28 protein-coding genes and 1 pseudogene are annotated in these 24,459 nt (G+C 71.9%); 12 read left to right on the top strand and 17 right to left on the bottom strand.

The window, feature by feature from the left end:
- Window positions 1-128: 128 nt before the first annotated feature.
- Window positions 129-884 carry a glucose 1-dehydrogenase gene (locus ACQUSR_RS10505; RefSeq protein ID WP_431042297.1) on the bottom strand — a complete coding sequence of 252 codons (756 nt, stop codon included), beginning with the start codon at window positions 882-884 and terminating at the stop codon, window positions 129-131.
- Between the two features lie 83 nt (window positions 885-967).
- Here ACQUSR_RS10505 and ACQUSR_RS10500 point away from each other — a divergent pair, with 83 nt between their 5' ends.
- Window positions 968-1,591, top strand: coding sequence for a TetR/AcrR family transcriptional regulator (locus ACQUSR_RS10500; RefSeq protein ID WP_431042296.1), 624 nt, complete (start codon window positions 968-970; stop codon window positions 1,589-1,591).
- Window positions 1,592-2,023: 432 nt separating this feature from the next.
- Window positions 2,024-3,538, top strand: coding sequence for a PAS domain-containing sensor histidine kinase (locus ACQUSR_RS10495; RefSeq protein ID WP_431042295.1), 1,515 nt, complete (start codon window positions 2,024-2,026; stop codon window positions 3,536-3,538).
- Between the two features lie 194 nt (window positions 3,539-3,732).
- On the opposite strand, the gene ACQUSR_RS10490 is transcribed toward ACQUSR_RS10495, so the two are convergent.
- Entirely contained in the window at window positions 3,733-3,990 is a 258-nt protein-coding gene (locus tag ACQUSR_RS10490; protein ID WP_003953983.1) for a WhiB family transcriptional regulator, read from the bottom strand.
- A 317-nt stretch (window positions 3,991-4,307) separates the two neighbouring features.
- Window positions 4,308-5,276, bottom strand: coding sequence for a diacylglycerol/lipid kinase family protein (locus ACQUSR_RS10485; RefSeq protein ID WP_431042294.1), 969 nt, complete (start codon window positions 5,274-5,276; stop codon window positions 4,308-4,310).
- A gap of 82 nt (window positions 5,277-5,358) precedes the next feature.
- Here ACQUSR_RS10485 and ACQUSR_RS10480 point away from each other — a divergent pair, with 82 nt between their 5' ends.
- Window positions 5,359-5,889 carry a hypothetical protein gene (locus ACQUSR_RS10480; protein WP_431042293.1) on the top strand — a complete coding sequence of 177 codons (531 nt, stop codon included), beginning with the start codon at window positions 5,359-5,361 and terminating at the stop codon, window positions 5,887-5,889.
- A 198-nt stretch (window positions 5,890-6,087) separates the two neighbouring features.
- Here ACQUSR_RS10480 and ACQUSR_RS10475 read toward each other — a convergent pair whose 3' ends face one another.
- The 4 genes from ACQUSR_RS10475 to ACQUSR_RS10460 form a co-directional block, all read right to left on the bottom strand.
- A complete protein-coding gene (locus ACQUSR_RS10475; protein ID WP_431042292.1) occupies window positions 6,088-6,996 on the bottom strand; it encodes an RNA polymerase sigma factor SigF in 909 nt (302 codons plus the stop codon).
- A gap of 16 nt (window positions 6,997-7,012) precedes the next feature.
- Window positions 7,013-7,426, bottom strand: a complete 414-nt coding sequence (locus tag ACQUSR_RS10470) for an anti-sigma regulatory factor (protein ID WP_135338432.1) — start codon at window positions 7,424-7,426, stop codon at window positions 7,013-7,015.
- Between the two features lie 240 nt (window positions 7,427-7,666).
- Window positions 7,667-8,218: a GNAT family N-acetyltransferase gene (locus ACQUSR_RS10465; RefSeq protein WP_431042291.1), complete on the bottom strand. Its 552-nt coding sequence runs from the start codon at window positions 8,216-8,218 to the stop codon at window positions 7,667-7,669.
- A 26-nt stretch (window positions 8,219-8,244) separates the two neighbouring features.
- On the bottom strand, window positions 8,245-8,505 hold the full coding sequence (locus ACQUSR_RS10460; RefSeq protein ID WP_431042290.1) for a UBP-type zinc finger domain-containing protein: 261 nt from the start codon (window positions 8,503-8,505) through the stop codon (window positions 8,245-8,247).
- Window positions 8,506-8,597: 92 nt separating this feature from the next.
- Between ACQUSR_RS10460 and ACQUSR_RS10455 the strand changes: the two genes are divergently transcribed.
- Window positions 8,598-10,199, top strand: a complete 1,602-nt coding sequence (locus tag ACQUSR_RS10455) for a Na+/H+ antiporter (protein ID WP_431042289.1) — start codon at window positions 8,598-8,600, stop codon at window positions 10,197-10,199.
- Between the two features lie 24 nt (window positions 10,200-10,223).
- On the opposite strand, the gene ACQUSR_RS10450 is transcribed toward ACQUSR_RS10455, so the two are convergent.
- Complete coding sequence (locus ACQUSR_RS10450) at window positions 10,224-11,129, bottom strand: 1-aminocyclopropane-1-carboxylate deaminase/D-cysteine desulfhydrase (RefSeq protein ID WP_431042288.1); 906 nt, start codon at window positions 11,127-11,129, stop codon at window positions 10,224-10,226.
- 120 nt (window positions 11,130-11,249) lie between these two features.
- The gene (locus ACQUSR_RS10445) at window positions 11,250-11,840 is read right to left on the bottom strand and encodes an N-acetylmuramoyl-L-alanine amidase (protein ID WP_431042287.1); all 591 of its coding nucleotides are present in this window, start codon (window positions 11,838-11,840) and stop codon (window positions 11,250-11,252) included.
- Between the two features lie 169 nt (window positions 11,841-12,009).
- Here ACQUSR_RS10445 and ACQUSR_RS10440 point away from each other — a divergent pair, with 169 nt between their 5' ends.
- The 3 genes from ACQUSR_RS10440 to ACQUSR_RS10430 all read left to right on the top strand — a co-directional run bounded on the left by ACQUSR_RS10440 (window position 12,010) and on the right by ACQUSR_RS10430 (window position 14,091).
- The gene (locus ACQUSR_RS10440; RefSeq protein ID WP_431047491.1) at window positions 12,010-12,921 is read left to right on the top strand and encodes a glutaminase; all 912 of its coding nucleotides are present in this window, start codon (window positions 12,010-12,012) and stop codon (window positions 12,919-12,921) included.
- Between the two features lie 81 nt (window positions 12,922-13,002).
- Window positions 13,003-13,248: a hypothetical protein gene (locus ACQUSR_RS10435; RefSeq protein ID WP_431042286.1), complete on the top strand. Its 246-nt coding sequence runs from the start codon at window positions 13,003-13,005 to the stop codon at window positions 13,246-13,248.
- A 93-nt stretch (window positions 13,249-13,341) separates the two neighbouring features.
- The gene (locus ACQUSR_RS10430; protein WP_431042285.1) at window positions 13,342-14,091 is read left to right on the top strand and encodes a helix-turn-helix domain-containing protein; all 750 of its coding nucleotides are present in this window, start codon (window positions 13,342-13,344) and stop codon (window positions 14,089-14,091) included.
- On the opposite strand, the gene ACQUSR_RS10425 is transcribed toward ACQUSR_RS10430, so the two are convergent.
- Together ACQUSR_RS10425 and ACQUSR_RS10420 are read right to left on the bottom strand one after the other, a co-directional pair.
- On the bottom strand, window positions 14,088-14,480 hold the full coding sequence (locus ACQUSR_RS10425) for a VOC family protein (protein ID WP_431042284.1): 393 nt from the start codon (window positions 14,478-14,480) through the stop codon (window positions 14,088-14,090). The genes ACQUSR_RS10430 and ACQUSR_RS10425 overlap by 4 nt on opposite strands.
- 179 nt (window positions 14,481-14,659) lie before the next feature.
- Window positions 14,660-15,619, bottom strand: coding sequence for a beta-ketoacyl-ACP synthase III (locus tag ACQUSR_RS10420; protein ID WP_431042283.1), 960 nt, complete (start codon window positions 15,617-15,619; stop codon window positions 14,660-14,662).
- 476 nt (window positions 15,620-16,095) lie between these two features.
- Between ACQUSR_RS10420 and ACQUSR_RS10415 the strand changes: the two genes are divergently transcribed.
- Complete coding sequence (locus ACQUSR_RS10415; RefSeq protein WP_431042282.1) at window positions 16,096-16,449, top strand: STAS domain-containing protein; 354 nt, start codon at window positions 16,096-16,098, stop codon at window positions 16,447-16,449.
- A 118-nt stretch (window positions 16,450-16,567) separates the two neighbouring features.
- Here the strand turns inward: ACQUSR_RS10415 and snpA are convergent, their stop codons facing one another.
- Window positions 16,568-17,257 (bottom strand): snapalysin, encoded by a 690-nt coding sequence (snpA, locus tag ACQUSR_RS10410; protein ID WP_431042281.1) that lies wholly within the window; start codon window positions 17,255-17,257, stop codon window positions 16,568-16,570.
- Window positions 17,258-17,495: 238 nt separating this feature from the next.
- Between snpA and ACQUSR_RS10405 the strand changes: the two genes are divergently transcribed.
- Window positions 17,496-18,479: a LysR family transcriptional regulator gene (locus ACQUSR_RS10405; RefSeq protein WP_431042280.1), complete on the top strand. Its 984-nt coding sequence runs from the start codon at window positions 17,496-17,498 to the stop codon at window positions 18,477-18,479.
- Window positions 18,480-18,528: 49 nt separating this feature from the next.
- On the opposite strand, the gene ACQUSR_RS10400 is transcribed toward ACQUSR_RS10405, so the two are convergent.
- Complete coding sequence (locus tag ACQUSR_RS10400) at window positions 18,529-19,239, bottom strand: TetR/AcrR family transcriptional regulator (RefSeq protein WP_431042279.1); 711 nt, start codon at window positions 19,237-19,239, stop codon at window positions 18,529-18,531.
- 142 nt (window positions 19,240-19,381) lie between these two features.
- On the opposite strand from ACQUSR_RS10400, the gene ACQUSR_RS10395 reads away from it, so the two are divergent.
- On the top strand, window positions 19,382-20,083 hold the full coding sequence (locus tag ACQUSR_RS10395) for an NAD(P)-dependent oxidoreductase (protein WP_431042278.1): 702 nt from the start codon (window positions 19,382-19,384) through the stop codon (window positions 20,081-20,083).
- Window positions 20,084-20,195: 112 nt separating this feature from the next.
- On the opposite strand, the gene sodN is transcribed toward ACQUSR_RS10395, so the two are convergent.
- Window positions 20,196-20,591: a superoxide dismutase, Ni gene (sodN, locus tag ACQUSR_RS10390; protein WP_431042277.1), complete on the bottom strand. Its 396-nt coding sequence runs from the start codon at window positions 20,589-20,591 to the stop codon at window positions 20,196-20,198.
- Window positions 20,592-20,732: 141 nt separating this feature from the next.
- Between sodN and sodX the strand changes: the two are divergent.
- Window positions 20,733-21,044 (top strand): annotated as a pseudogene (gene sodX, locus ACQUSR_RS10385) (nickel-type superoxide dismutase maturation protease); the annotation flags it as partial.
- Window positions 21,045-21,097: 53 nt separating this feature from the next.
- Here the strand turns inward: sodX and ACQUSR_RS10380 are convergent.
- Complete coding sequence (locus tag ACQUSR_RS10380) at window positions 21,098-21,754, bottom strand: CGNR zinc finger domain-containing protein (protein WP_431042276.1); 657 nt, start codon at window positions 21,752-21,754, stop codon at window positions 21,098-21,100.
- A 79-nt stretch (window positions 21,755-21,833) separates the two neighbouring features.
- Between ACQUSR_RS10380 and ACQUSR_RS10375 the strand changes: the two genes are divergently transcribed.
- On the top strand, window positions 21,834-22,607 hold the full coding sequence (locus ACQUSR_RS10375) for a class I SAM-dependent methyltransferase (protein ID WP_431042275.1): 774 nt from the start codon (window positions 21,834-21,836) through the stop codon (window positions 22,605-22,607).
- Between the two features lie 151 nt (window positions 22,608-22,758).
- Here the strand turns inward: ACQUSR_RS10375 and ACQUSR_RS10370 are convergent, their stop codons facing one another.
- Together ACQUSR_RS10370 and ACQUSR_RS10365 are read right to left on the bottom strand one after the other, a co-directional pair.
- Window positions 22,759-23,520 (bottom strand): amino acid ABC transporter ATP-binding protein, encoded by a 762-nt coding sequence (locus ACQUSR_RS10370; protein ID WP_431042274.1) that lies wholly within the window; start codon window positions 23,518-23,520, stop codon window positions 22,759-22,761.
- Window positions 23,520-24,458 carry an amino acid ABC transporter permease gene (locus tag ACQUSR_RS10365; RefSeq protein WP_431042273.1) on the bottom strand — a complete coding sequence of 313 codons (939 nt, stop codon included), beginning with the start codon at window positions 24,456-24,458 and terminating at the stop codon, window positions 23,520-23,522. Before ACQUSR_RS10365 ends, ACQUSR_RS10370 begins: the two co-directional genes overlap by 1 nt.
- Window position 24,459 lies beyond the last annotated feature (1 nt).

Below are 24,459 nucleotides of genomic sequence, written 5' to 3'. Positions count from 1 at the left end.
GAAGTGGAGCATGTGGTTTAGACCAATCTAGCAGCTTTCCCTCGGCGGACGGGCGGTTCTCCGCGGTCCCCGCGCCTCGCTTCCCGCTGGAAGGGCGGGGACCGCAGGGGCTTCGTCTTCTCCGGCGGCTACAGCAGCACGCCCCCCGAGGCGTCGATCCACTGGCCGGTCACCCAGCGGCTGTCCGGAGAGGCCAGGAAGGCCGCGATGCCGGCTATGTCCTCGGGCTGGCCGACCCGGCCCAGTGGCGAAGCCGCCGCCATCGCGGCCAAGGAGTCCGCATTGCCGCGCAGCCAGCCCGCGTTCATATCGGTGTCCACCGCGCCCGGTGCCACCGCGTTGACCGTGATGCCGCGGGGGCCCAGTTCCTTCGCGAGGTGCGTGGTGAAGGCGTCGACGGCGCCCTTGGTCATCGAGTAGGCGATCAGCTCGGGCATCGCGCCGCCCCGGGTCAGCGCGGTCGAGACGTTGATGATCCGCCCGCCGTCCCGCAGTCGCGGCAGCGCCTGCTGGGTGACGAAGAACGGCGCCTTGGCGTTGACCGCGAAGACCTTGTCGAAGTCCTCCGGGGTGAGGGTGCCGATCGGCTCCCGCTCGCCGGTGATCCCGGCGTTGTTGACCAGGATGTCCAGCCCGTCCGCCTGCTCGTCGAAGGCCGCCCACAGCGCCTCCGCGTCCCCGGGCACCCCCAGCTCGGCGCGGATCGCGAACGCGTCGCCGCCCGCCGCCCCGATCGCCTCGACCGTCTCCTTCGCCGCCGTCTCGTCCCGTCCGTAGTGCACGGCGACCCGCGCGCCGTCCCGGCCCAACCGCTCGGCGATCGCCCGCCCGATCCCCCTGCTGCCGCCCGTGACCAGTGCGGTCCTGCCCGTGAGCACGCCCATGGCCGCGCCCCCCTTTTTTTCTGTAGGAGTCGATACAGAAAGACCGTAGCACATTTCCTAGCGGCCGCTATAGAATCCATCTCATGGATGCCACGAACGAGCGAACGAGTGAGCGGGTAGGCAGGAGGGGCAGGCCCCGCTCCTTCGACCGCGACGCGGCGCTCAAGGCCGCGACGCTGGAGTTCTGGGAGCGCGGCTACGAGGCGGTGTCCATCGCCGACCTCACCCGCGTCATGCACATCAAGGCGCCCAGCCTGTACGCCGCCTTCGGCGACAAGCGGACCCTCTTCGAAGAGGCCGTCCAGGCGTACGTCCAGGAGTTCGGCGGCTACATCCACCAGGCACTGGAGGAGGAGCCGACCGCGCGCGACGGCGTCGCCCGCATGCTCCGGGAGGCTGCCACCGTGCACACCCTCCCCGGCCATCCCAAGGGCTGCATGATCGCCACCGCCGGGACCAACTGCACAGCTCAGTCCGAGGAGATCCTCCAGGGGTTGACCGAGCTGCGCGTCCAGAACACCCGGCTGATCGAGCGCCACATCCGCGCCGACATCGCCGCCGGCCGGCTTCCCGCCGACGCCGACGCGCACGCCCTGGCCGTCTTCAGCACCAGCGTGCTGCACGGCATGTCGCAGCAGGCCCGCGACGGCGCGGACAGGGCGACGCTGGAAGCGGTGGCGGAGATCGCGATGGACGCCTGGCCGTGACGGGCGTGGTCGCGGATGGCCCGGCCGCCGCAACATGCCTGGCTGTAACGGGCCTGGCCGCAATGCGCCTGGCCGTAACCGGCCTCACCGTGAATCGCCCGGCCGTAAAAAGACCCGCGGGCCGCGGCGCCAGAGCGGGACCCTCAACCCGCCCGGCACCGCAGCCCGGAGTTGCATCGGCCGACCGGGTCGGCCGACCGGAGGCCCCCGGCGCCGTCAGGGCAGAGAGCGCCGTGTGCCTCGATCCGCCCTCCTGTGCGGGGAAGGCGGAGGTCTTACGGAGTGCCGGGAGTCAAGAGCGCTCCCGGGAGATTACGCCGTCAACATTGTGGACTAGACCACTCGCGTCTGTCCATCGTTGTCTCTAGAAAGGGTAAACCCGCTCCAGAAAGAGTAAACCCGCTACGCCGGTAGGCTCACAGTGTGCCCTCCATGAACGACCTCGTACGCCAGCACACGGCGCTGGGCGACTCCGACCTCGAATGGCTCCACTTGCTGGTATCGGAGTGGCAGCTGCTCTCCGACCTCTCCTTCGCCGACCTCGTCCTGTGGGTCCCCACCCGCGACGGCACCCGCTATGTCTCCGTCGCCCAGATGCGGCCCAACACCGGCCCCACCTCCTACCAGGACGACATGGTGGGACATCTCGTTCCGCGTGGCCGCCGCCCCATGCTCGACGCCGCCCTGGACGAGGGGCGGATCGTCCGGGAGGGAGATCCGGAGTGGCGCGAGGAGGTCCCCGTACGCGTCGAGTCCATCCCCGTCCGCAGGGAGGGCCGGGTACTCGGCGTCATCGCCCGCAACACCAACCTCCTGACCGTGCGGACCCCCAGCCGGCTGGAGCTCACCTACCTTCAGAGCGCTTCCGACCTCGCCCAGATGATCGCCGCAGGGGCCTTCCCGTTCCCGGGCCAGCAGGTCGAAATGGACGCCTCGCCGCGCGCCGGTGACGGACTGATCAGGCTGGACGCGGACGGCGTGGTGCAGTACGCCAGCCCCAACGCCCTGTCCGCCTACCACCGGCTCGGCCTCGCCGCCGATCTCGTCGGGCACCACCTCGGACAGGCCACCGCCGAACTCGCCCCGGCCCGCGGCCCGGTGGACGAGGCGCTGGTGAAGCTCGCCAGCGGCTGGGCGCCGCGCGAGTTCGAGGTCGAGGGCGACGACGGCGTGATCCAGCTGCGCGCCATCCCGCTCAAGCCCAAGGGCGCCCATATCGGTTCGCTGGTCCTGCTGCGGGACGTCACCGAGCTCCGTCGCCGCGAGCGCGAGCTGATCACCAAGGACGCGACCATCCGGGAGATCCACCACCGGGTGAAGAACAACCTCCAGACCGTCGCCGCCCTGCTGCGCCTCCAGGCGCGCCGGATGGATTCGGATCAGGGGAGGGAGGCGCTCAACGAGGCGGTCCGCAGGGTCGGTTCGATCGCGATCGTCCATGAGACGCTGTCCCAGAACCTCGACGAGCGCGTCGAGTTCGACGACATCGCGGACCGCGTGCTGGCCATGGTCGCGGAGATCTCCCCGGGCCGGGTGGCCGGCCGCCGCACCGGTCGCTTCGGCATCCTGGACGCCGAGGTCGCCACGCCGTTGTCCATGGTCCTCACCGAAGTGCTCCAGAACGCCCTGGAACACGGCTTCGGGCCGGGGGAGCAGGGCACCGTCGAGGTGGCCGCGGTGCGCAGCGAAGCCGTCGCGGCGGATGCCGGCGGGCGCGGCCAGCGTGGCGAGGGCCGCCGTGCGGAGGGCCGACTGCTGGTCACCGTGCAGGACGACGGCCGCGGTCTGCCCGAGGACTTCGATCCGCGCCGCGCGGGCAACCTCGGCCTGCAGATCGTACGGACACTGGTGGAGGGGGAGCTGGGCGGGACCTTCGACATGGTCCCCGCGCCCGAGCGGGGCACCCGGGTCGTCCTCGACATCCCGGTGCGCACCGGGAAGCGCTGAGCCCGGTACCGGTCGCGGCTCCTGCACCCGGCGACCTGCCGGGAGTGCCCTGGCAAAGCGCTGAGCCCCGGTCCGTACGGCTTTCGCGTACGGACCGGGGCTCAAAGCTCACGGTATGGGGGCATCCCCAGGGGCGAAGCTCCGGGGAGCATCGGGGTACTGCGCGCTGCGGCTCGGGGGCCGAGGGGCTGCGGTCAGGCGCTCGCGTTGCGCGCCCGGTTGCGAGCGGCGCGGCGCTTCATCGCACGGCGCTCGTCCTCGCTGAGGCCACCCCAGACACCGGAGTCCTGGCCGGACTCCAGCGCCCACTGCAGGCACTGCTCCATGACGGGGCAGCGGCGGCAGACGGCCTTGGCTTCCTCGATCTGCAGCAGCGCAGGACCGGTGTTGCCGATGGGGAAGAACAGCTCGGGGTCTTCCTCGCGGCAAACGGCGTTGTGACGCCAGTCCATGGCTGCTCCATCTCCTCGTGTTGCATGTACGTTGCTTGTGAATGTGAACGCTTTCACGAATCCCTCCGCAAGGGAAGGGCCGTCGCCCAGTTTGGGGCTGGTGCGGTCCCGTGGAATGAGGAGGGGGTTCGGGCTCTCAAGGGGGCTTCGTGCGGCCGTCCCGATCGCCATGAAGAGACTCGCAAACCTCGGCGGCGGATACAACCCCTTCCGGAAAGTTTTTTTTGATTCCTTGGTGTCGTCTCAGTCACAGCCGTACTTCCATGGGGTGGAGAGCAGGCTAAACGTTCGACTGGAAGGAGTTTCGGGCCTGCCACTCACACAATCACACGCAGTGCACGGCGAACACCTGTGAACGTCACGCTCGTACGCAGTCCCAGGTGGTCGCCGTCCATCTGGAAGGGGAGCGGCGCCTGCGATTGCAAGGTGAAGTCGGTCAGGTCGTGCTCGGAGACCACATGCTTGCCGTGCGGGCCGCGGTCCGGGGTGGAGGTCAGCAGCTGCGTGCCGTACCGGGCCATCGCCGCCGTCGACAGTTTGGTGAATCCCAGCACGTCGAGGGCGGTGTCGAAGGACGCCTGCGGCGAGGCGTAGACCGGCCGGTTCCCCAGGAAGGTCCACGGGGAGGTGTTGCAGACTATCGACAGGACCAGGTCCTCGACCGGCTCCGTCTCGGGCCGGGTGAGCGTGATCGCGCCGTGCCGCCGGTGCGGTTCCTTGAAGAACTGCCGCGCGGCCTGCCGCAGGTACAGCGCGTGGGTCGACCGCTTGCCGCGCTCCCGCTGCTGCTCGACCCGGCCGATCACCCCGGCGTCGAACCCGAAGCCCGCGCAGAAGGTGAACCAGCGAGGGGGCACCGCTTCGTCGACGGTGCCCGGGGTGCCGGCGGCCACTCCCAGCCCCACGGTCCGCTCGTTGCCCTGCCGCAGCGCGTCCAGCAGCGCGCCGGTCGCCTCGACGGCGTCGTTGGGCAGCCCGAGGGCGCGCGCGAAGACATTGGTGGACCCGCCGGGGACCACGGCGAGCCCGGGCAGCTGCTCCGGGGCGGGTCCGCTGTGCAGCAGGCCGTTGACCACCTCGTTGACGGTGCCGTCGCCGCCGAGCGCGACGACCAGTTCGTACGCACCGGTCTCCGCCGCCCGTCGGCCCAGGTCGCGGGCGTGCCCTCGGTACTCGGTGGTGGCGACCTCCAGCTTCAGATCGCTGGCGAGCGCATGGATCAGTACGTCCCGGGTGCGGGCACTGGTAGTGGTTGCTGCCGGATTGACCACGAGAAGCGCGCGCATGCCGCAGAGCCTACCTACCTGGCGGTACCCGTCCATCCCCCGGGGGCGCCCCGAGCGCCCGGCGCGCGGCTACCCTGCTGGGGTGAGCAGTAAGAAGTCCGCCTCCGCCAAGCCCTCCGCCGCCAAGCGGTCCACTGCCGACCAGCCGGCGGCCAAGCGGCCCGCTGCCAAGCGGCCGGCCGACGCGCCCGCGGCCGCCTCCGCCGCCAGTGTCCCCTCCGGGCCCCGACCGGCCCGGCTGACCGCCGCCGCGGTGCTCGCCGCCGTCGAGGGCGCGGTGCTCTTCGGATTCGGGATCTATCTCCTGGTCATGGGGCTGGTGGGCGATCCGGACAGCCCGCAGCAGGCGGAGATGCTCGCGGTGACGGTGCTGGCGCTCGCCGTGCTGCCGACCGCCGCGGCGCGCGGGCTGTGGCGGCGGCGCAGCTGGAGTCGCGGCCCGGCGATGATCACGCAGCTGATGGCGCTGCCGGTGGCCTGGACCCTCGTACAGAACGGTGGCGCGCTGATCGCGATCGGGGTGGCCATCGCCGCCGTGGCCTTCGCGGTGCTGGGCCTGCTGATCAACCCGACGGCCACGGAGGCGCTGGGCATCGGCCCGCGCGAGGCGTAGCCGCCGGTGGAGGGCGCGTCCCGTCGGGCGCGCCCCGCCGGGACACCGGCGCACCGCTGTCGTGTGCGTCCCGTCGGGCCGGATTGCTCGGCGGGCGGGTGGGGCGTGTACCGCTCGGTTCACCCGCCGGGCAGCGGCGCCGTCGTGACCTCTGCTCCTCGACGCCCGGTCGTCTCGTCTGCCGACCGGCCGATACCTCTACTCCTCGACCAGGAGCCTCTCCCGCAGCTGCGCGAGCGTACGGGCCAGCAGCCGGGAGACGTGCATCTGCGAGATGCCCACCTCCTGCGCGATCTGCGACTGGGTCATGTTCCCGAAGAACCGCAGCAGCAGGATCTTCTTCTCCCGCGGCGGCAGGTCCTCCAGCAGCGGCTTGAGCGACTCGCGGTACTCGACGCCCTCCAGCGCCTCGTCCTCCGCGCCGAGGGTGTCCGCGACCGCCGGGGACTCGTCGTCCGTGTCGGGCACGTCCAAGGACAGTGTGCTGTACGCGTTGGCCGACTCCAGGCCCTCCAGCACCTCCTCCTCGGAGATGCTCAGATGCTGGGCCAGCTCGTGCACGGTCGGCGCGCGGCCGTGCCGCTGCGACAGTTCCGCGGTCGCCGTGGTCAGCGAGAGCCGCAGCTCCTGCAGCCGGCGCGGCACCCGCACCGCCCAGCCCTTGTCGCGGAAGTGCCGCTTGATCTCGCCGACGACGGTGGGCGTCGCGTACGTGGAGAACTCGACTCCGCGGTCCGGGTCGAACCGGTCGACGGACTTGATCAGGCCGATGGTGGCGACCTGCGTCAGGTCGTCGAGCGGCTCGCCGCGGTTGCGGAAGCGCCGCGCCAGGTGCTCCACCAGCGGCAGATGCATCCGGACGAGGTGGTTCCGCAGCTCGGCCCGCTCGTCGGAGCCCTCGGGCAGCCCACGCAGTTCGACGAACAGCGCCCGCGCACCGCTGCGGTCGTGCGGATCATGCTGCTGCCGCGTGTCCTGCTGGTGCTGATCCATGTGGTCCGCCCGCTCTGGTGGGTCGCCGGCCGCGCCCTGGTCCGCGGGATGCGGCCGGGCGGGCTGGGGCGGGATGGCCGGGGTACGCACTCCCCGCGATGATGCAGTGCTCACGGAGCCCCCCTTTCCGTCACGGCTGTCCGGGGCCGGCGCCGCGCTTCTTGTGCAGGCTGATGCTGACCGTACGGTCCTCGGCGACCGTCGAGTCGACCTCGCCGGCCAGCGCGGAGAGCACCGTCCAGGCGAAGGTGTCGCGCTCGGGAGCGCGGCCGTCGGTGGTGGGTGCCGAAACGGTCACCCGCAGCGCGTCCTCGACCAGACGGAAGACGCAGCTGAGCACACTGCCGGGGACGGCCTGCTGAAGCAGGATCGCGCAGGCCTCGTCCACGGCGATACGCAGATCCTCGATCTCGTCGAGGGTGAAGTCCAAGCGGGCTGCGAGCCCTGCGGTCGCCGTCCGCAGCACCGACAGATAGGCACCGGCTGCGGGCAGCCGGACTTCCACGAAGTCCTGGTTCCCGGGCTCGCCTGCGATCTGGGACACCCTCACCTCCAAGGTGGCAGAGCTGGGTAGAGCTGAGCTGATACGAGCACCGACCGCGCCTCCGGGAGGGGGTGCGGACAGGTGCGGAGCACGTGTTCCGGCTGCGACGCTACCGCGATCCGCGGCTCGGTGTCGCCCGGTCGGAGGACGGCCCCCGTGTGGGCTACACCGAAACACGGTCACGTTACGTCACTTATGGTAAGCCCATGTATACGTACAGTGGCTAGGGGTTGGGCGGGTTCAATTCGGAAGAGATGCGGTCCCGTTGTTCCACGCCCCGCTGGGGCGGGCCGGTCGCGGCAGCGCGGACGCGGGTCGCCCCGCCTCGGCCGCGAGCGCGGCCAGCGCCTCCCCGGACATGCGTCGTACGGTCCATTCGTCCATCGCCTCCGCGCCGAGAGCGGTGTAGAACCCGATGGCGGGCTCGTTCCAGTCCAGCACAGACCACTCGAAACGGGCATAGCCGAGCTCCACGCAGATCCGGGCCAGCTCGGCCAGGAGAGCCCTGCCGTGGCCGCCGCCGCGCGCACGCGGACGTACGTACAGATCCTCCAGGTAGACGCCGTGCGTGCCGGTCCAGGTGGAGAAGTTGCGGAACCACAGCGCGAAGCCGACCGTTCCGCCCTCGTCTTCGGCGATCAGCGCGAAGACCGCCGGGTTCTCGCCGAAGAGCGCGTCGTGCAGCTGCTCCTCGGTGGCCTTGGCGTCCGCCTCGGCACGTTCGTACGCGGCGAGTTCGCGGATCATGGCATGGATCGCGGGGATGTCGGACGGCTCAGCGGATCGGATCATGCCGGAAGGCTAACCGGCGCCTCCGGTCAGGTCAGCCGGCGGTCGGCGTAGCACCAGCGCCAGCTCTCGCCCGGCTCCAGGGTCCGCACCAGCGGATGGCCCGTCTCCGTGAAGTGCCGGCTCGCGTGCCGGTGAGGCGAGGAGTCGCAGCAGCCCACGTGTCCGCAGTGCAGGCACACCCGCAGTTGCACCGGGTGGCTGCCGATGGCCAGGCACTCCGGGCAGGTGCCGGTCAGCGGGTCCGGCTCGGGGCGCGGGAGGTCGAGAACATGCGGACACTCGCTCATGATGGCCAGGTTAGACCCGGTCACCCCCGCGGAAACGGCCGTCACCGGCCCGCAGATGACCGCCACCACGAACGGGAGACGGGCCGGAGCCGATGGACGTGACCCCACTTCTGGTACTGGTCGCGGTGAGCGCCGCGGTCGCGGGCGCGGCCCGCCGCACCGCCGCCGTGCCGGGGCCGCTGCTGCTGGTCGCCGCCGGCCTGGGCGCCTCCTACGTGCCCGGCGTCCCCGACTACACGCTGGACCCGCACATCGTCCTGCCGCTCCTGCTGCCACCCCTGCTGCACAGTGCGGCGCTGGGCAGCTCGTATCTGGACCTGCGCGCCAACCTGAGGCCGGTGGCGCTGCTGTCGGTCGGCTACGTGCTCTTCGCGACGCTCGCGGTCGGCTGGATCGCCTACCTGGTGGTGCCGGATCTGCCGCTGACCGCCGCCCTGGTGCTGGGGGCGATCATCGCCCCGCCGGACGCCGTCGCCGCCACCGCCATCGCCCGCCGGGTGGGGCTGCCCAGCCGCATGACGACCGTCCTCCAGGGCGAGTCGCTGGTCAACGACGCGACCGCGATCACCGCCTACAAAGTGGCGCTGGCCGCTGCCGTGGGCGAAGGGGCCGCCTGGGCAGGCGCGGTGGGCGAGTTCGCGCTCGCCGCCGTGGGCGGCCTCGGGACCGGGTTGGTCCTGATGGTGCCGCTGCACTGGCTGCGTACCCGGCTGCGCGACCCGCTGCTGCAGAACACCTTGTCGCTGCTCATCCCGTTCGTCGCCTACACCGCGGCCGAGGAGATCGGCGCCTCCGGGGTGCTCGCCGTCGTGGTCGTCGCCCTCTACCTCGGCCATCGTTCCTGGCAGGTCGACTACGCCACCCGGATCCAGGAGGCGGCGGTGTGGCGGATGGTCACCTTCGTCCTGGAGTCGGTGGTGTTCGCGCTGATCGGCCTCCAGTTGCCGGTCGTGCTGCGTGGACTGGGCGACTACGGGGCGGGAGAGGCCGCCTGGTACGCGGTCGCGGTCCTCCTCGCCGTCATCGTCATGCGCTTCGTCTGGGTGCTGCCCGCCAGCTTCCTCCCCGGGGTGCTCACGCCCCGCGGCGGCGACCGCGGGCCCGTCCCCGGCAGGGCCGTGACCGTGATCGTCGGCTGGGCCGGGATGCGGGGCGTGGTCTCGCTGGCCATCGCCTTCTCCGTACCGGAGACCGTGCACGGCGGCGGCGACTTCCCCGCCCGCAACCTGATCCTCTTCCTGGCTTTCACCACCGTCATCGGCACCCTCTGCGTCCAGGGCCTCACCCTGGCGCCGTTGACCCGGCTGCTGCGGATCCCCGGCCGCGACCGGCAGGCCGAGACGCTCCAGGAGGCGCAGGTCCAGTACGAGGCGTCCGAGGCGGCCGGGCAGCGGCTGGACCAGCTGCTCGCCGACGAGCGCAACGCCCTGCCCCAGCCGCTCGCCGACCGGCTGCGCACCGTGGTGGAGCGGCGGCGCAACGCCGTCTGGGAGCGGCTCGGGGCGGTCAACGAGACCACCGGGGAGTCGGCCGACGACACGTTCCGCAGACTGCTGAGGGAGCTGATCGCCGCTGAGCGCGAGGTGTTCGTGAAGCTTCGGGACGAGCGGCGGATCGACGACGAGATGCTGCGCAGGCTCCAGCGCCAGCTGGATCTGGAGGAGGCGGCGGTGTACCGGGAGGCGGCCCAGTAGCTCCTCCGCCCGGGCCCTCGGCCCTCACACCCCGCCGGTGATCACCGCCGCCACCGCGGTGCCGGGCGGGAACGCGCCCTCCTCGGCCAGCGCCGTGAGTCCATAGAGCATCTTGGCGACATAGACACGTTCCAGCGGCAGGCCGTGGCGGTCCGTGAAGTCCTGGGCGAACGCGTCGAGTGCGGGCGTACTCCGGGCGTACCCGCCGCAGTGGAACCGGTCGTCCAACCGCCACTCCCCGGCGCGTGTGCCGAACGCCGCGTCCTGGAGCCGCTCGACCTCCGCCCCGAGGAATCCTCCCTTGAGCACCGGGAACCCGATCGCCCGCTCCCCGGGGCCGAGCCCGGCCGCCAGCCCCGCCACCGTGCCGCCAGTGCCGCAGGCCACCGCGGCCACGTCCGCCCGCCCGCGCAGCTCCCGGCCCAGTTCCGCGCAGCCGTGCACGGCTGCGGCGTTGCTGCCGCCCTCGGGGACGGGGAAGAAGGCGCCGAAGCGCTCGCGCAGCTCCTCCAGCAGCGCCGGATCCGACCTGCGGCGGTACGTGCCGCGGCTGACGAAGTGCAGCCGCATGCCGTCGGCGGCGCAGCGCGCGAGCGACGGGTTGAGCGGGCGGTCGGCCAGCTCCTCGCCCCGTACGACACCGATGGTGGCGAGCCCGAGCAGCCGGCCGGCCGCGGCGGTGGCGCGCAGATGGTTGGAGTACGCGCCGCCGAAGGTGAGCAGGGTGCGCTGACCGGCCGCGGCGGCGGCGCGCACGTTCGGCACGAGCTTGCGCCACTTGTTGCCCGCTATCTCGGGGTGGATGAGATCGTCCCGCTTGAGCAGCAGGCGCACACCGCGGCGCGCGAACCGGCCGTCCGCGATCTCCTGGAGCGGGGACGGCAGCCGCGGCCGCAGCGTGCCGGTCGGATCGGGGGCGGGTGGGGTCACCCGCCCATTGTCCTGTGTGATCGGTCGTCCCCGGCGGCCCGGGGGTGGCGGTCCCTCCGCGTGACCGTGCCCCCGGACAGCCGCGTGCCCGACGTGGCTACGCCACTACTGCATACGCCACTACTTCAGCTGGTCGCGCACGCGCTCGCGCATCTCGTCCATCGGGAAGCCGCGCGGGTCGACCTTGCCCGGCTGCCATTCGAGATGGCCGATGACCGAGCGCTCGGTCCACTTGTGGAAGCGGCAGACGGCGGCCGCGGCCTTCGCGATCGCCGCCAGCTGGGCCTCCGGCCAGGGATCCTCGCCGTCGCCCAGGTTCTCGCACTCGAAGCCGTAGAAGTGCCGGTTGCCGTCCGTGTTGGCCTCGTTGTCGGGCGGCAGCGCCTTCTCGGCGATGACGGCGCGCAGTACGTCGTCGTCGCCGCGTCCCGCGTGGTTGGCGCGCCCGTAGCCGACCAGGTGCACCGTGCCGTCCTTGGCGATCACCCCGTGGCACAGCGGGCCGGGCAGCTCGGGCCAGCCGTCGTAGCAGATCCGCACGGTCCGTTCGGTCCCGGAGGTCACGGTGTGGTGGATCATCACGCCGTGCATCGGCCCCCACGGGCCCATGTGGTTTCTGTTGTGCTCTCTCCAGTCGCCGACCTCCACCACGCGCAGGCCCTCGTCCTCGAGGGCCCGGAGGAAGCGTCCCGCGGACATGGGTGTGGCCATGGCCGCCTCCGTTCGGTCGGTTCGGCGGACGCCTGTCGCGTACCGCCTGGTCACCCACCTTGTACCCGAAAAACGCGCTCTGTGACGACCTGTTCGGATCCTGTGACGAGGGTGTTCGGTTATCGTGCGAGCTGATCCGGCCGACGACGTCCAGGAGAAGCACGGCACGATGGACTACCAGTCAGTTCTCGACGAGGTCGCGGCCGCGGTGGCACCGCAGATCGGGCGCGGGCAGGTGGCGCGGTACATTCCGGCGCTCGCGGCCGTGGACCCGGGTCGGTTCGGGATCGCGCTCGCGGCCGTCGACGGGACCGTGGTCGGGACCGGCGACTGGGAGGTGCCGTTCTCCATACAGAGCATCTCCAAGGCGTTCAGCCTCGCGCTGGTGCTCGCGCAGGACGGCGAGAGCATCTGGCGGCGCGTGGGGCGCGAGCCGTCCGGCAACCCCTTCAACTCCCTGGTGCAGCTGGAGCACGAGAACGGCATCCCGCGCAATCCGTTCATCAACGCGGGCGCGCTGGTCGTCACCGACCGGTTGCAGACGATGACCGGGGACGCCAGCACCACGATGCTGGACTTCCTGCGCGCCGAGAGCGGCAACCCGGAGCTGTCCTTCGACGCCGCCGTCGCCGCCTCCGAGACCGAACACGGGGACCGCAACGCGGCCCTGGCGCACTTCATGGCGAGCTACGGCAACCTCGACAACCCCGTCCCCACGGTGCTGGAGCACTACTTCTGGCAGTGCTCGATCGAGATGAGCTGCCGCGATCTGGCGCTGGCGGGCGGCTTCCTGGCCCGGCACGGGCTGGCGGCGGACGGTTCCCGGCTGCTGTCGCGGCGCGAGGCGAAGCGGATCAACGCGGTGATGCTCACCTGCGGTACGTACGACGCGGCGGGCGACTTCGCGTACCGGGTCGGACTGCCCGGCAAGAGCGGGGTCGGCGGCGGCATCGTCGCGGTGATCCCGGGGCGCTGCACGCTGTGCGTGTGGAGCCCCGGCCTGGACGCGCGCGGCAACTCGGTGGCGGGGGTCGCGGCGCTCGACCACTTCACCACGATCACCGGCTGGTCGGTGTTCTGAGCGCCCTTTCCCGGGCCCGGGGGAGTGCGGTGGCGGCGCGCCGCCCGCCGGGCGCATGGTGGTGACAGGAGGTGTACCGCCATGCGGCACGAGATGCGCGCGGAGTACGAGGAGGGCAGCTCGGGGCGGGTGGCAGGCGCGCCGGTCAAGAGCTGGCACATGGTGCGGGAGATGGGGACGGCGGCGATGTGCGGCCGCGAGCTCGCCCCCGACGCGCAGACCCTGCCCGCGGAGGAGTGGGGCGGCGCCGGGGCGCCGTGCTGCCGTGCCTGTGACGCCGTCTATCTGCGCGAGTGCGATGCCGTCTATCTGCACGAGGTCCCCTGACGGGCCCATGGGCCCCATGGGCCCCGGGGTCCCTAGGCACCTGGGTCCCGGGGTCCCGATGGGTTTGTCGGTGCGGGCTGCGATGCTGGGGCCATGTACCGGGAGCGGGTCGGGCGGCCGACCGGAGCGGTGGTCTGGACCAGGACGGCGGGCAGCGGCCCGCAGCGGGTCCTCCCCGACGGCTGTACGGACCTGATCTGGCGCGCAGCCGGACCGGGCGGCGAGCTGATCGTCGCCGGTCCTGACACCGCCGCGCATCTGGCCGCGGCCCCGCCGGGCACGCGCTTCACCGGGCTGCGTTTCGCCCCCGGTGCCGGGCCCGCCGTCCTCGGGGTGCCCGCGCACGAACTCCGCGACATGCGGGTGGCGTTGGCCGCCCTGTGGCCGGCCGCCGAGGTGCGGCGGCTGGCCGCGCTGCTGGCGGAGGCGGGCGCGGATGCGGAGGCGGACGCGGGCGAGGTCGCGGGCGGCGCCGTCGGCCGGGTCCTGGAGACGGCGGCGGAGCGTCGGCTGCGCGCCGCGGGGCCGCCGGACCCGGTGCTGGGCGAGGTGGTGGCGCGGCTGCGCGGCGGGTGGCCGGTGGCGGCCGTCGCCGAGCGGGTGGGCCTGAGCGAGCGCCAGCTGTACCGGCGTTCGCTGGCCGGGTTCGGCTACGGCCCGAAGACCCTGGCCCGGGTGCTGCGGTTGCGCCGGGCGCTGGCGGCGGCCCGCACGGGGACCGGCTTCGCCGAGGCGGCGGCAGCGGCGGGCTACGCCGACCAGGCCCACCTCGCGCGGGAGGTGCGGGCGTTGGCCGGGGTGCCCCTGGGGACGCTGCTCGGCGATCTGGCGGTCACCGCCTAGCCGAGCGGCGCGAAGAGGTCCACGCCGTTGCCGTCCGGGTCCCGTACGACGGCGTACCGCTGACCCCAGAAGGCGTCCCACGGCTCCTTGTGGCCCTCGGCACCGGCGGCCACCAGCTCGGCGTAGACCTTGTCGACGTCCGCGGGGCTGTCGCAGAGGAACGCCAGGCCGGTGCGGCCCGCGCCGGGGACCGGGGCCCAGTCCGGGTCGAAGGAGCGCACGGTCTCATCGGTGTCCCACAGCAGGCGCAGGCCCCCGGGCAGGGCCGCCTCGACATGGGGCAGGGTGTCGGAGTCGGCCGGAATGTCCAGGCCGAGCCGCCGGTAGAACGCGAGGGACGCCGCCATGTCCGTCACGACCAGGCCGATGGCGTCGAATCGAGGTGTCATGCGGGCAGCGTAGGCAGGGGCCGGGCGGCGGGTCTTGAACGAATCGGACGCCGGCGCCCGGTCCGGGATCGGGAGAGACCGTCGCGCCGCGTCACGGGCAGCGGAGCCCTCGCGTCACGGGCAGTGGAATCCGCACGGGCAGCCGGGCCACCGCCTCACGGGCGGGCCGAGCCACCGTCTCACGGGCAGCGGACGACCTGCCCCGCGTACGACAGATTGCCGCCGAAGCCGAACAGCAGCACCGGGGCGCCCGACGCGATCTCGCCGCGCTCCACCAGCTTGGACAGCGCGAGCGGGATGCTGGCGGCCGAGGTGTTGCCGGACTCCACGACGTCGCGGGCGATGACGGCGTTGACCGCGCCGAGCTTGCGCGCCACCGGCTCGATGATCCGCAGGTTCGCCTGGTGCAGGACGACGGCGGCGAGCTCCTCCGGCACCACTCCCGCCCGTTCGCACACCTGACGGGTGATCGGCGGAAGCTGGGTGGTGGCCCACCGGTAGACGGCCTGCCCCTCCTGGGTGAACCGCGGCGGCGTGCCCTCGATCCGGACCGCGTGGCCCATCTCCGGCACCGAGCCCCACACCACGGGCCCGACCCCCGGCGCGTCGCCCGCGCCCTCGGGGGCGTCTTCCGCCACCACCACGGCGGCTCCGGCGCCGTCGCCCAGCAGGACGCACGTCGAGCGGTCGGACCAGTCGGCGACCTCGGTGAACTTCTCCGCGCCGATCACCAGGGCGCGGGTGGCGGCACCGGCCCGTATCGCGTGGTCGGCGGTGGCCAGGGCGTGGGTGAAGCCCGCGCAGACGACGTTGAGGTCCATGGTGGCGGGGCTGCCGAGGCCGAGCCGGGCGGCGACGCGGGCGGCCATGTTGGGGCTGCGGTCCAGGGCCGTGGAGGTGGCCACCAGGACGAGGTCGATGTCGGCGGGGCTGAGTCCGCTGTTCGCGAGGGCCTTGGCGGCGGCCTCGGCGGCCATCTCGTCCACGGTCTCGTCGGGGCGGGCGATGTGCCGGGTACGGATGCCCACGCGGCTGCGGATCCACTCGTCGCTGGTGTCGACGATCGCCGCGAGGTCGTCGTTGGTGAGCACCTTCGCGGGCTGGTAGTGGCCCAGAGCCAGTATGCGTGAGCCGGTCATCGGACCGTCCCCCTTCACCGTTGGCGGCAGTGCCACGTCCTGCTGTCTGCCGGTCGTCGTCCGTCGCCGTTGGTCGTCAAGGTGCCGTTCAACGCGCCGTTCAAAGTGTCGTCTCCCCAGTCTTGGGTCCCCGCGGCCCGCCGGGTGGGCCGGTATCCACCAACATTGCGCCGGAAGATCTGGAGCTTTCACCCTTCCGGACTCGCCGGTAGGGAATCGCGGGCGACGGGCCGCACCGTCCCGGCACCGCGGCCGCCGGCCCGGCGACCGCGACGGCCAGGTCACCGAGCGCCTGGAGATCACGCGACCGAGTGGTCAATGCGTGCGGGCGCGCGTTCACTCGAACGAGGGCTATTCCGCTGTCGAAAATGGTTTCTGCAGCGCCGAGCGCGGTAATCGGTCCCTACGCTCGCCTGCACGCCATTCCCCACCCCTGTGAGACCGCGATGCAACAGGCCGCGCGACGAGCCACGCCCGTGTCGTACGCCCGGACGTACTCGACCGGCACCTGTGCCGTGGTCGAGTGCCACGGCGAGGTGGACATCGACGGTGCGCTGGAGATCGGCCCGCCTCTGGACGCGGCCACCGGCGGCACCGCCCCCGTGGTCGTCGTCGATCTGACCCCGGTCACCTTCCTGGACTGCTCCGGCCTGGCCCTGCTGTGCCGCGCACACCGCCGCACGCGCGAGCGCGCGGCGCGGCTGCGCGTGGTGTGCGCGGACCGGGCCGTACTGCGTACGTTCCGGGCGTGCGGGCTGACCGAGGTGCTCGACCCGCTGCCCACGCTGGGGGCGGCCCTCGACGGCGAGGCGCCGGGCAGGGGCGGATGACGCACGGAGGCCCGCCGTCCCCGGTGGGGACGACGGGCCGCGTGGCGGGGGGTGGGTTCCGGGTGACTCGGGTCGGTGTGCCGGTTGGGGCCCGCCGGTCAGACGGGCCGTGGACGCGTCACTTGGCGGTGCGGAACCCCGCCTTGTCGAACGCGGCCTTGTCGAACGCCGCCGCGTCGACCGAGGCGAGGCCGTTGGCCCACAGCTGCTCGACCCGGTTGATCTCGTTCGCGTCCGGCTGTGCGTTGGTGCAGGACGGGCCGGGGCCGCCGCCGGACATGAGCTCGCTGCACGGACCCTGGTAGTGGTCCGGCAGGCCGAGGACGTGTCCGGTCTCGTGGGCGGTGACCCGGGTTGAGTCGTACTCCTGGTTCTGGGCGTAGTCGAGGAAGATGTAGCCGTTGCCGTGGCCGTCGGTGCTCGCGTAGGAGCCGCGCGGGTCGTCGCCCTCGCGGTACTCGAAGTCGGCGTTGCCGCCCTCGACCAGCTCCACGTTGTCGACGGAGGCGTTCCATATCTCGGCGCTGCGCGCTATCTGCGCCCGGAAGGTGGGCGCGCCGCTGGCGTCGTAGGTGACGGTGACGCTCGCGGCGCCGGCGTTCTTGGCCTGCTTGGCCTTGGCCGACTTCAGCACGGCCTCGAAGAACGCCTTGGCGTCGGCCTGGTCGGCCGAGTCCGAGACGTAACCCGACGAGGCGGCGGGCCGCGCGGAGTGGTCGGCGGTGGCCGCGGAGGCCGGCACGGCGGAGAGCGCCGCGGTCAGGCCGAGGCCGACGGTGGCGGCGAGCGCCAACTTGGGGAAACTCATGTGGGGGGCTCCTCATCGTCCGTGGGGTCCCTGGGGCGCGGTGATGTGGGGATGCGCCCCAGGGGCCTTGGGATGAACTGTTGGTGCCGCAGAGTCTCGGCCAGATTCGGCGCTGTGCGGAGATACCAACCAGCGATAGCACGGTGCTATAACCCGACCGCAAGAACGCGAAAGTTGGGCACGTTCGGGTGGTTTAAAACTCTGGTGTGGCGTGTCAAGACGCCGTTATGCTCGCGCCGTGGAGCTCGAAGTCAGGCACCTTCGTGCGCTGTGCGCCATCGCCGACAACGGCAGCGTACGCAAGGCCGCGCGGCAACTGGGCATGACCCAGCCCTCCCTGACCACGCAACTCCGCCGGATCGAGAACGCCATCGGCGGTGAGCTCTTCTCCCGCGAGCCGACCGGCACCACCCTCACCCCGCTCGGCCGCTCCGTGCTCTCCCGGGCGCGGCCCATCGTGGCCGAGATGAACGCCCTGATCGCCGAGGCGCGGACGGCGGCCGGACGCGCCGCCGACGCGCGGTTGCGGATCGGCAGCACCGGCAGTCGCGCGGTGCCGGGCTGGCTGCGCCGGCTGCGGCTCCGGTTCCCCGCCGCCGACCCCACCATCCGTACCGACGCGTCGCCGAACACGCTGCTTCAGATGGTCGCCGCCCACCAGCTCGACGTCGTCTTCGTACACGAGGTCGAGGGCTCTCCGCTGCGCGTTCCCGAGGGGGTCGAGGAGCGTGTACTCGTGGCGCGCGAACCGCAGTTCGTCGCCCTGCCCGAGACCCATCCGGCCGCGCGCCGCCCGGTGGTGGCGCTGGCCGACCTGGCCGCCGACCAGTGGATGGTCGACCCGGCGGTGGACGGGGAGGCCGCGGGCGTGCGCCGGATGCTCGCCGCCGCGGGCTTCGAGCCGCGGGTGGTGTACGGCGACTACCTGACCGCGGTCGACCTGGTGGCCGCCGGGGAGGTCGTCACCCCCTGCCAGCCCACCTCCCGGTCCCGGCCGGGCATGACCGTCCGCCCCTTGGAGGGCGATCCGCTGACGGTCCGTCTCCTCCTCGCCGCCCGGCCCGGCGCCGCCGCGCCGCTGGGCATCGACGAGGTGTACGAGGATCTCGCGGCCGCCTACCGCGAGATCGCGTGGGCCAGCCCCGCGTACCGCGAGTGGCTGGTCCGCAACGACACCCCGCCACCGCTGCTCCAGGCCCGCGGCCGGGTGCCGGTGGCCTGAGCCGCCGATGCCGCGGGCGGTGCCGAGTCGCCCGGCTCGCGGCGCGTCGTCAGTCCTGCGGCGTGACGCCCAATGACCGGATGAGCTGGTTCAGTTCCTCGCGGAAGAGCTTGTCCGGGCTGAGGGTCTGGGTGGCGAGATGGCCGTAGACCTCCAGCGACACCAGGCCGTGCAGGTGGCTCCAGACGCGCAGGGCGAGGGCCACGCCGGCCGGGGGCAGGTCGGGAAAGGCCGGGCGGACCTTGTCGAGCAGGCCGGCGTCGAAGTCGGACCACTGGAAGTCGCTGCCCTCATAGAGGCGTTCGGCGTGCGGCCAGGCGGCGGCGGCGAGCGCGGTGAGGCCGGTGCACACCCGGCGGGCGGCGTCCGGGGCGGCCCCGCCCTCAGGCGGGCGGTAGCCGGGAACCGGGTCGCCGTAGACGAGGCGGAATCCCTCGGGGTTGGCCAGCGCCCAGTCCCGGAAGGCGCGTGCCCACGCCTCGATCCGGGCGGCGGCGTCCCCGGCGGGGGCGGCGGCCCAGGCGGCCTCCACGGTGTCGGCCAGCGCGGTGTACACGTCGTTGACAAGCGTGGTGACCAGGTCGTCGCGGGTGGCGAAGTAGCCGTAGATGGCGTTGGCGGTCATGCCCATCTCGCGGGCGATGGCCCGCAGCGTGATCGCGTCCGGCCCGCCTGAGGACATCAACCGGAGCGCGACCTCTTTGATCTCGGCCGTCGTCTCGGTCCGCAGCCGCTCGCGGCGCCCCCTGGTGCTTCCCATGACCGGCACTCTACAGCGTCACTTTTACCGATTGCCGTATCAAAACTTCACGCCGTATAGTTTCGCAACGCCGTGAAGAAGCGGCTCCGTGAGAGACGGCTGTGCCGAACAGCCGCACGGAACAGGGGAACAGGGGAGAGCCATGCACATCGGAGTCATCGGAGCCACCGGCACCATCGGCGGCCGCGTCGTCGCCGAGGCCTGCGACCGGGGGCACCATGTCACCGCGTTCAGCCGGAACGCCGACGGGATCGCCGAGGGCCGGGAGAGCGTCACCTGGAAGAGCGTCGACGTCTTCGACGCCGGCGCCGTCGCCGCGGTCCTGCCCGGCATGGATGTACTGATCAGTGCCTACCAGCCGGGCAACGCCGCCAAGGACTTCGCGGACACGGTGGCCCGTTCGATCGCCGATCCCACGGTCTACGCCACCGCCGCGCGGGCACTGCTGAAGGCGCTGGAGGCCCATCCGAGGACCCGGCTGATCGTGATCGGCGGCGCCGGCAGCCTGGAGGTCGAGCCCGGACTCGTCCACGCCGACTCCGACGCGCACCTGTACGAGAGCCTGGACGCGCTCGGACTGCCGAGGGAGTACGCCGCCGCGGTGCGCGGCCACCGGGACGCCCTGGACGTGCTACGCACCTCCAACCGGCTGTGGACCTATTTCAGCCCCGCCGAGAACATCGCGCCCGGGGAGCGCACGGGCCGCTTCCGGATCGGCGGCGACCAGCCGGTCCTCGACGCCGACGGGCTCAGCCGGATCTCCGTGGAGGACGCCGCCGTCGCCCTCGTCGACGAGGCGGAGCTGCCCCGTTTCGCCCAGCGCCGCTTCACCATCGGCTACTGAACGGCCGCCCGCGGGCCGACGTTGTCGCGCACCCCCGGTGCGCGGGACGAAAAGACCGCACCCGGAGCCCTGTCGGGCTCCGGGTGCGGTCGAGGCGGGGCAAAGAGGCCGGTCAGGCCTGCTTCGTCTCCCAGAAGATCTTGTCGATCTGGGCGATGTACTCCAGCGCCTGCTGGCCGGTCGCCGGGTCGTTGGACGCCTTGGCCGCGCTCAGGGCCTTCAGGGTGTCGTTGATCAGCTGGTGCAGCTCGGGGTACTTCTCGAAGTGCGGCGGCTTGAAGTAGTCGCTCCACAGCACCGACACGTGGTGCTTGGCGAGCTCCGCCCGCTGCTCCTTGATGCTGAGCGCGCGGGTGCGGAAGTCCTGGTCCGTGTTGGCCTGGTACTTCTCCTGGATGGCCTTGACCGACTCGGCCTCGATGCGTGCCTGGGCCGGGTCGTAGACGCCGCAGGGAAGGTCGCAGTGGGCGCTGACCTTTACCTTGGGGGCGAACAGGCGGGAGAGCATAGAGCTGTCCTTCCTCGTGATCGTCTTCTCAGGTGCGAGATTACTCGGTGCGGGAAGGCTTTTCTCGGGCGGCCCGGGGGACTTAGGCCAAAAGTCCAGTGCCAGCCTGGGCCCAGTGGAGGATCGGACCGGAGGTGCCGGATGCAGGAGCAGGTGCGCGATCGCGGGCCGGAGCGGGGCCGTGAACGTCATGGGCTGCTGCGGATAGGGCTGGCGGAGGTCTACAACCCGTCGATGGTGCCCACCCTCGGTCCCGGTGACCGCCTCGTGGTCCGGTACGGCGCTGCCGTGCGGCCGGGTGACGTGGTGGTGCTGCGGCACCCGTTCCGGCAGGACCTGCTGATCGTCAAGCGGGTGGTGGAGCGGCGTGACGGCGGTTGGTGGGTGCGCGGCGACAACCCGTACGTGGTGAACGACAGCCGGGAGTTCGGCGTGGTGCCGGACGAGCTGGTGGTCGGCCGGGCCTGGGTCCGGCTGCGGCCGCCGCCCGGAGCCGTGCCCGGTGCTCAGCGCTCCGTGGCCGGCGTTCTGTCCTGGGTGGCGTCGGCCGTGCGGCCGCTGTCGTCGGGGCGTTCCCGGCGCCGGGCGCGGTCCGAACGCTCGGCGTCCAGACGCTTGCGGGCGCGGTAGGCCGCCACGTTCGCCCGGGTGGCGCAGCGGTCGGAGCAGTACCGCCTGGAGCGATTTGTCGATGTGTCGAGATACGCGTTGCGGCAGGGTGGCGCCTCGCAGATGCCCAGGCGGTCGGCGCCGAGCTCGGTGAGCTGGAAGGCCAGGCCCATGGAGGCGGTGGCGGTGTAACCGGCGCTCGCGTTGGCCGCGTAGTCGGCGATGTGCATGTGCCAGTGCGGGCGGCCGTCCTCGTCGCGGAGCTCGTGTCCGGAGATCTGCGGGCTCACCGGGAACTCCAGCAGCAGCGCGTTGAGCAGGTCCACGGCCCGCACCTCGTCGCCCTCGGCGGCCGCCTCGAAGACCGCGCGCAGCCGGGCGCGGGCGGCGCGCAGCCGGGTGACGTCGGCGTCGGTCGCCCGGCGGGCCGCCTGCCCGCCGGCGGCGAAGAGCTCGCGCACCGCCTCCACCGAGGTGAGGGTGTCCGCGCCGCGTGCGGGCTCCTCGCTGTTCACCAGGCGCACAGCGAGATCGGAGTAATAGGCCAGTTCCACTTGTGGTCCTTACGAGGGCGGAATAGGTTCGGTAACGCCTGATATGGCTACGAGGGTATTACGACTTCGGAGGCGCGCAATGACGGAAACCCTTGCTGCGGACTGGGGCGGGTGGCAGCGGAGCTGGGACCGGCAGCAGGAGTGGTACCTGCCGGACCGCGAGGAGCGGTTCCGGGTCATGCTGGACGCGGTGGAGGCCGTGGTCGGCCCGCGGCCGCGGGTACTCGACCTCGCCTGCGGTACGGGCAGCATCTCCGACCGTTTGCTGAACCGGTTCCCCCAGGCGACGAGCACCGGGGTGGACCTGGACCCCGCGCTGTTGACCATCGCCCGCGGCCACTTCGCGGGCGAGCCGCGCGCCGAGTTCGTCACGGCGGACCTGCGGGACCCGGACTGGACGGCCCGCCTCCCGCACCGCCGGTACGACGCGGTGCTCACCGCGACCGCCCTGCACTGGCTGGGCGCCGACGAACTGCGCGTGCTGTACGGGCAGCTCGCCGCGGTGGTCCGGGACGGCGGGATCTTCGTCAACGCCGACCACATGCCGGACGAGAGCAGCCCGCGGCTGAACGCGGCCGACCGCGCGTACCGGCACGCCCGCCAGGAGCGGGCCAGGCGGGAAGGAGCACAGGACTGGGCGGACTGGTGGCGGGCCGCCGCCCAGGACCCGGTGCTCGCGGACGTGGTCGCCGAGCGCTTCGGGATCTTCGGAAACCCGGCCGACGGGGACCACGGCGAGGACAAGGTCTATCCCGCCGCCTGGCACATGGACGCGCTGCGCGCCGCCGGCTTCGGCGAGGTGCGCACCGCCTGGTGCTCGCTCACCGACGCGGCGGTGCTGGCGCTGAAGTAGCCGCAGCGGCCGGAGTAATCGGGTCCTCATCCGACGTCACCCGGTGTCCACGCCGGTCGGCCGACGCCGGCCGGCCGACGGCCCGGGAGCACGGCAGAGCGGGCGGTACGGGGTGTCCGCACTCCGTACCGCCCGCCCGTCATCGATCGCCTCAGAGCACCTTCGACAGGAACGCCTTCGTCCGCTCGTGCTGCGGGTTCGTCAGCACCTCGCGGGGGTTGCCGGACTCGACGACCACGCCGTCGTCCATGAAGACGACCGAGTCGCCGACCTCGCGGGCGAAGCCCATCTCGTGGGTGACCACGACCATCGTCATGCCCTCCTCGGCCAGGTCGCGCATGACGTCGAGGACGTCGCCGACCAGCTCCGGGTCGAGCGCCGAGGTGGGCTCGTCGAAGAGCATCAGCTTGGGCTCCATGGCCAGCGCCCGCGCGATGGCGACGCGCTGCTGCTGCCCGCCGGAGAGCTGGGAGGGGTAGTTGCGCGCCTTGTCGGCCAGCCCCACCCGGTCCAGCAGCTTCAGCGCGCGCTCCCGCGCGACCGCCTTGGCCTCGCCCTTGACCTGGATGGGCGCCTCCATGACGTTCTCCACCGCGGTCATGTGCGGGAAGAGGTTGAAGCGCTGGAAGACCATGCCGATGTCCCGGCGCTTGGCGGCGACCTCGCGGTCCCGCAGCTCGTAGAGCTTGTTGCCCTGCTGCCGGTAGCCGACCAGCTCGCCGTCGACGTACAGCCGCCCGGAGTTGATCTTCTCCAGGTGGTTGATACAGCGCAGGAAGGTGGACTTCCCGGAGCCGGACGGTCCGATCAGGCAGAACACCTCACCGGGCGCGACCTCCAGGTCGATGCCCTTGAGGACCTGGACGGCACCGTAGGACTTGTGGACGCCTTCGGCCTTCACCATGGCAGTCATCAGAAACCTCCCTTGGGGCGGCCGAGCGAGATGAGGTTGGCGCGGACGCGCTGCAGCACCGTCGGCGGCAGGCTGCGGCTGGAGCCACGCGCGTAGTACCGCTCAAGGTAGTACTGGCCGACGCTCAGCACCGAGGTGAGGATCAGGTACCAGGTGGCGGCCAGGAAGAGCATCTCGGCCGGGGCCCCGGAGTTCTGGCCGATCTCCTGGGCGCCCTGGAGCAGGTCCCAGTACTGCACGGCGAACACCAGCGAGCTGGTCTTGAGCATGTTGATGAACTCGTTGCCGGTCGGCGGCACGATCACCCGCATCGCCTGCGGCAGCACGACCCGGCGCAGCGTCTTGGCGTGGCTCATGCCCAGCGCGTGCGCCGCCTCGGTCTGCCCCTCGTCGACGGCCTGGAGGCCGGCGCGGCAGATCTCCGCCATGTACGCGGCCTCGTTCAGGCCGAGACCCAGCAGAGCGGCCAGGAACGGGGTCATGAAGTCCGACCACTCGTCCTGGTAGATGGGGCCCAGGTTGATGTACTGGAAGATCAGGCCCAGGTTGAACCAGAGCACCAGCTGCACGTAGACCGGGGTGCCGCGGAAGAACCAGATGTACCCCCAGGCCACGGCCTGGGTCACCGGGTTCTTCGACAGCCGCATCACCGCGAGGATGATGCCGAGGACCACGCCGAGCACCATCGAGGCGATGGTGATCCACACGGTCTTGCCGACGCCCTTGAGGACCTCGTGGTCGAAGAAGTTGTCCGGGATGGCGCCCCAGTTCACCTTGCCCTGGGAGAACGCGTAGACCAGCATGCCCAGCAGGGCGACGATCACGACGGCGGCGACCCAGCGCCCGTAGTGCCGGACCGGGATGGCCTTCATGTCCTCGGGCGCGGGGGACGACGGCGGGGTGTCCCCGGGACCCCGCTTGTCGATGTCAACAGTCACG

The sequence above is a fragment of the Streptomyces sp. P1-3 genome (genome assembly GCF_050613155.1).
In the GTDB taxonomy this organism is placed as follows: Bacteria; Actinomycetota; Actinomycetes; order Streptomycetales; family Streptomycetaceae; genus Streptomyces.
The sequence above is the reverse complement of the archived record's forward strand: the minus strand, read 5'-3'. Positions and strand labels throughout refer to the sequence as shown.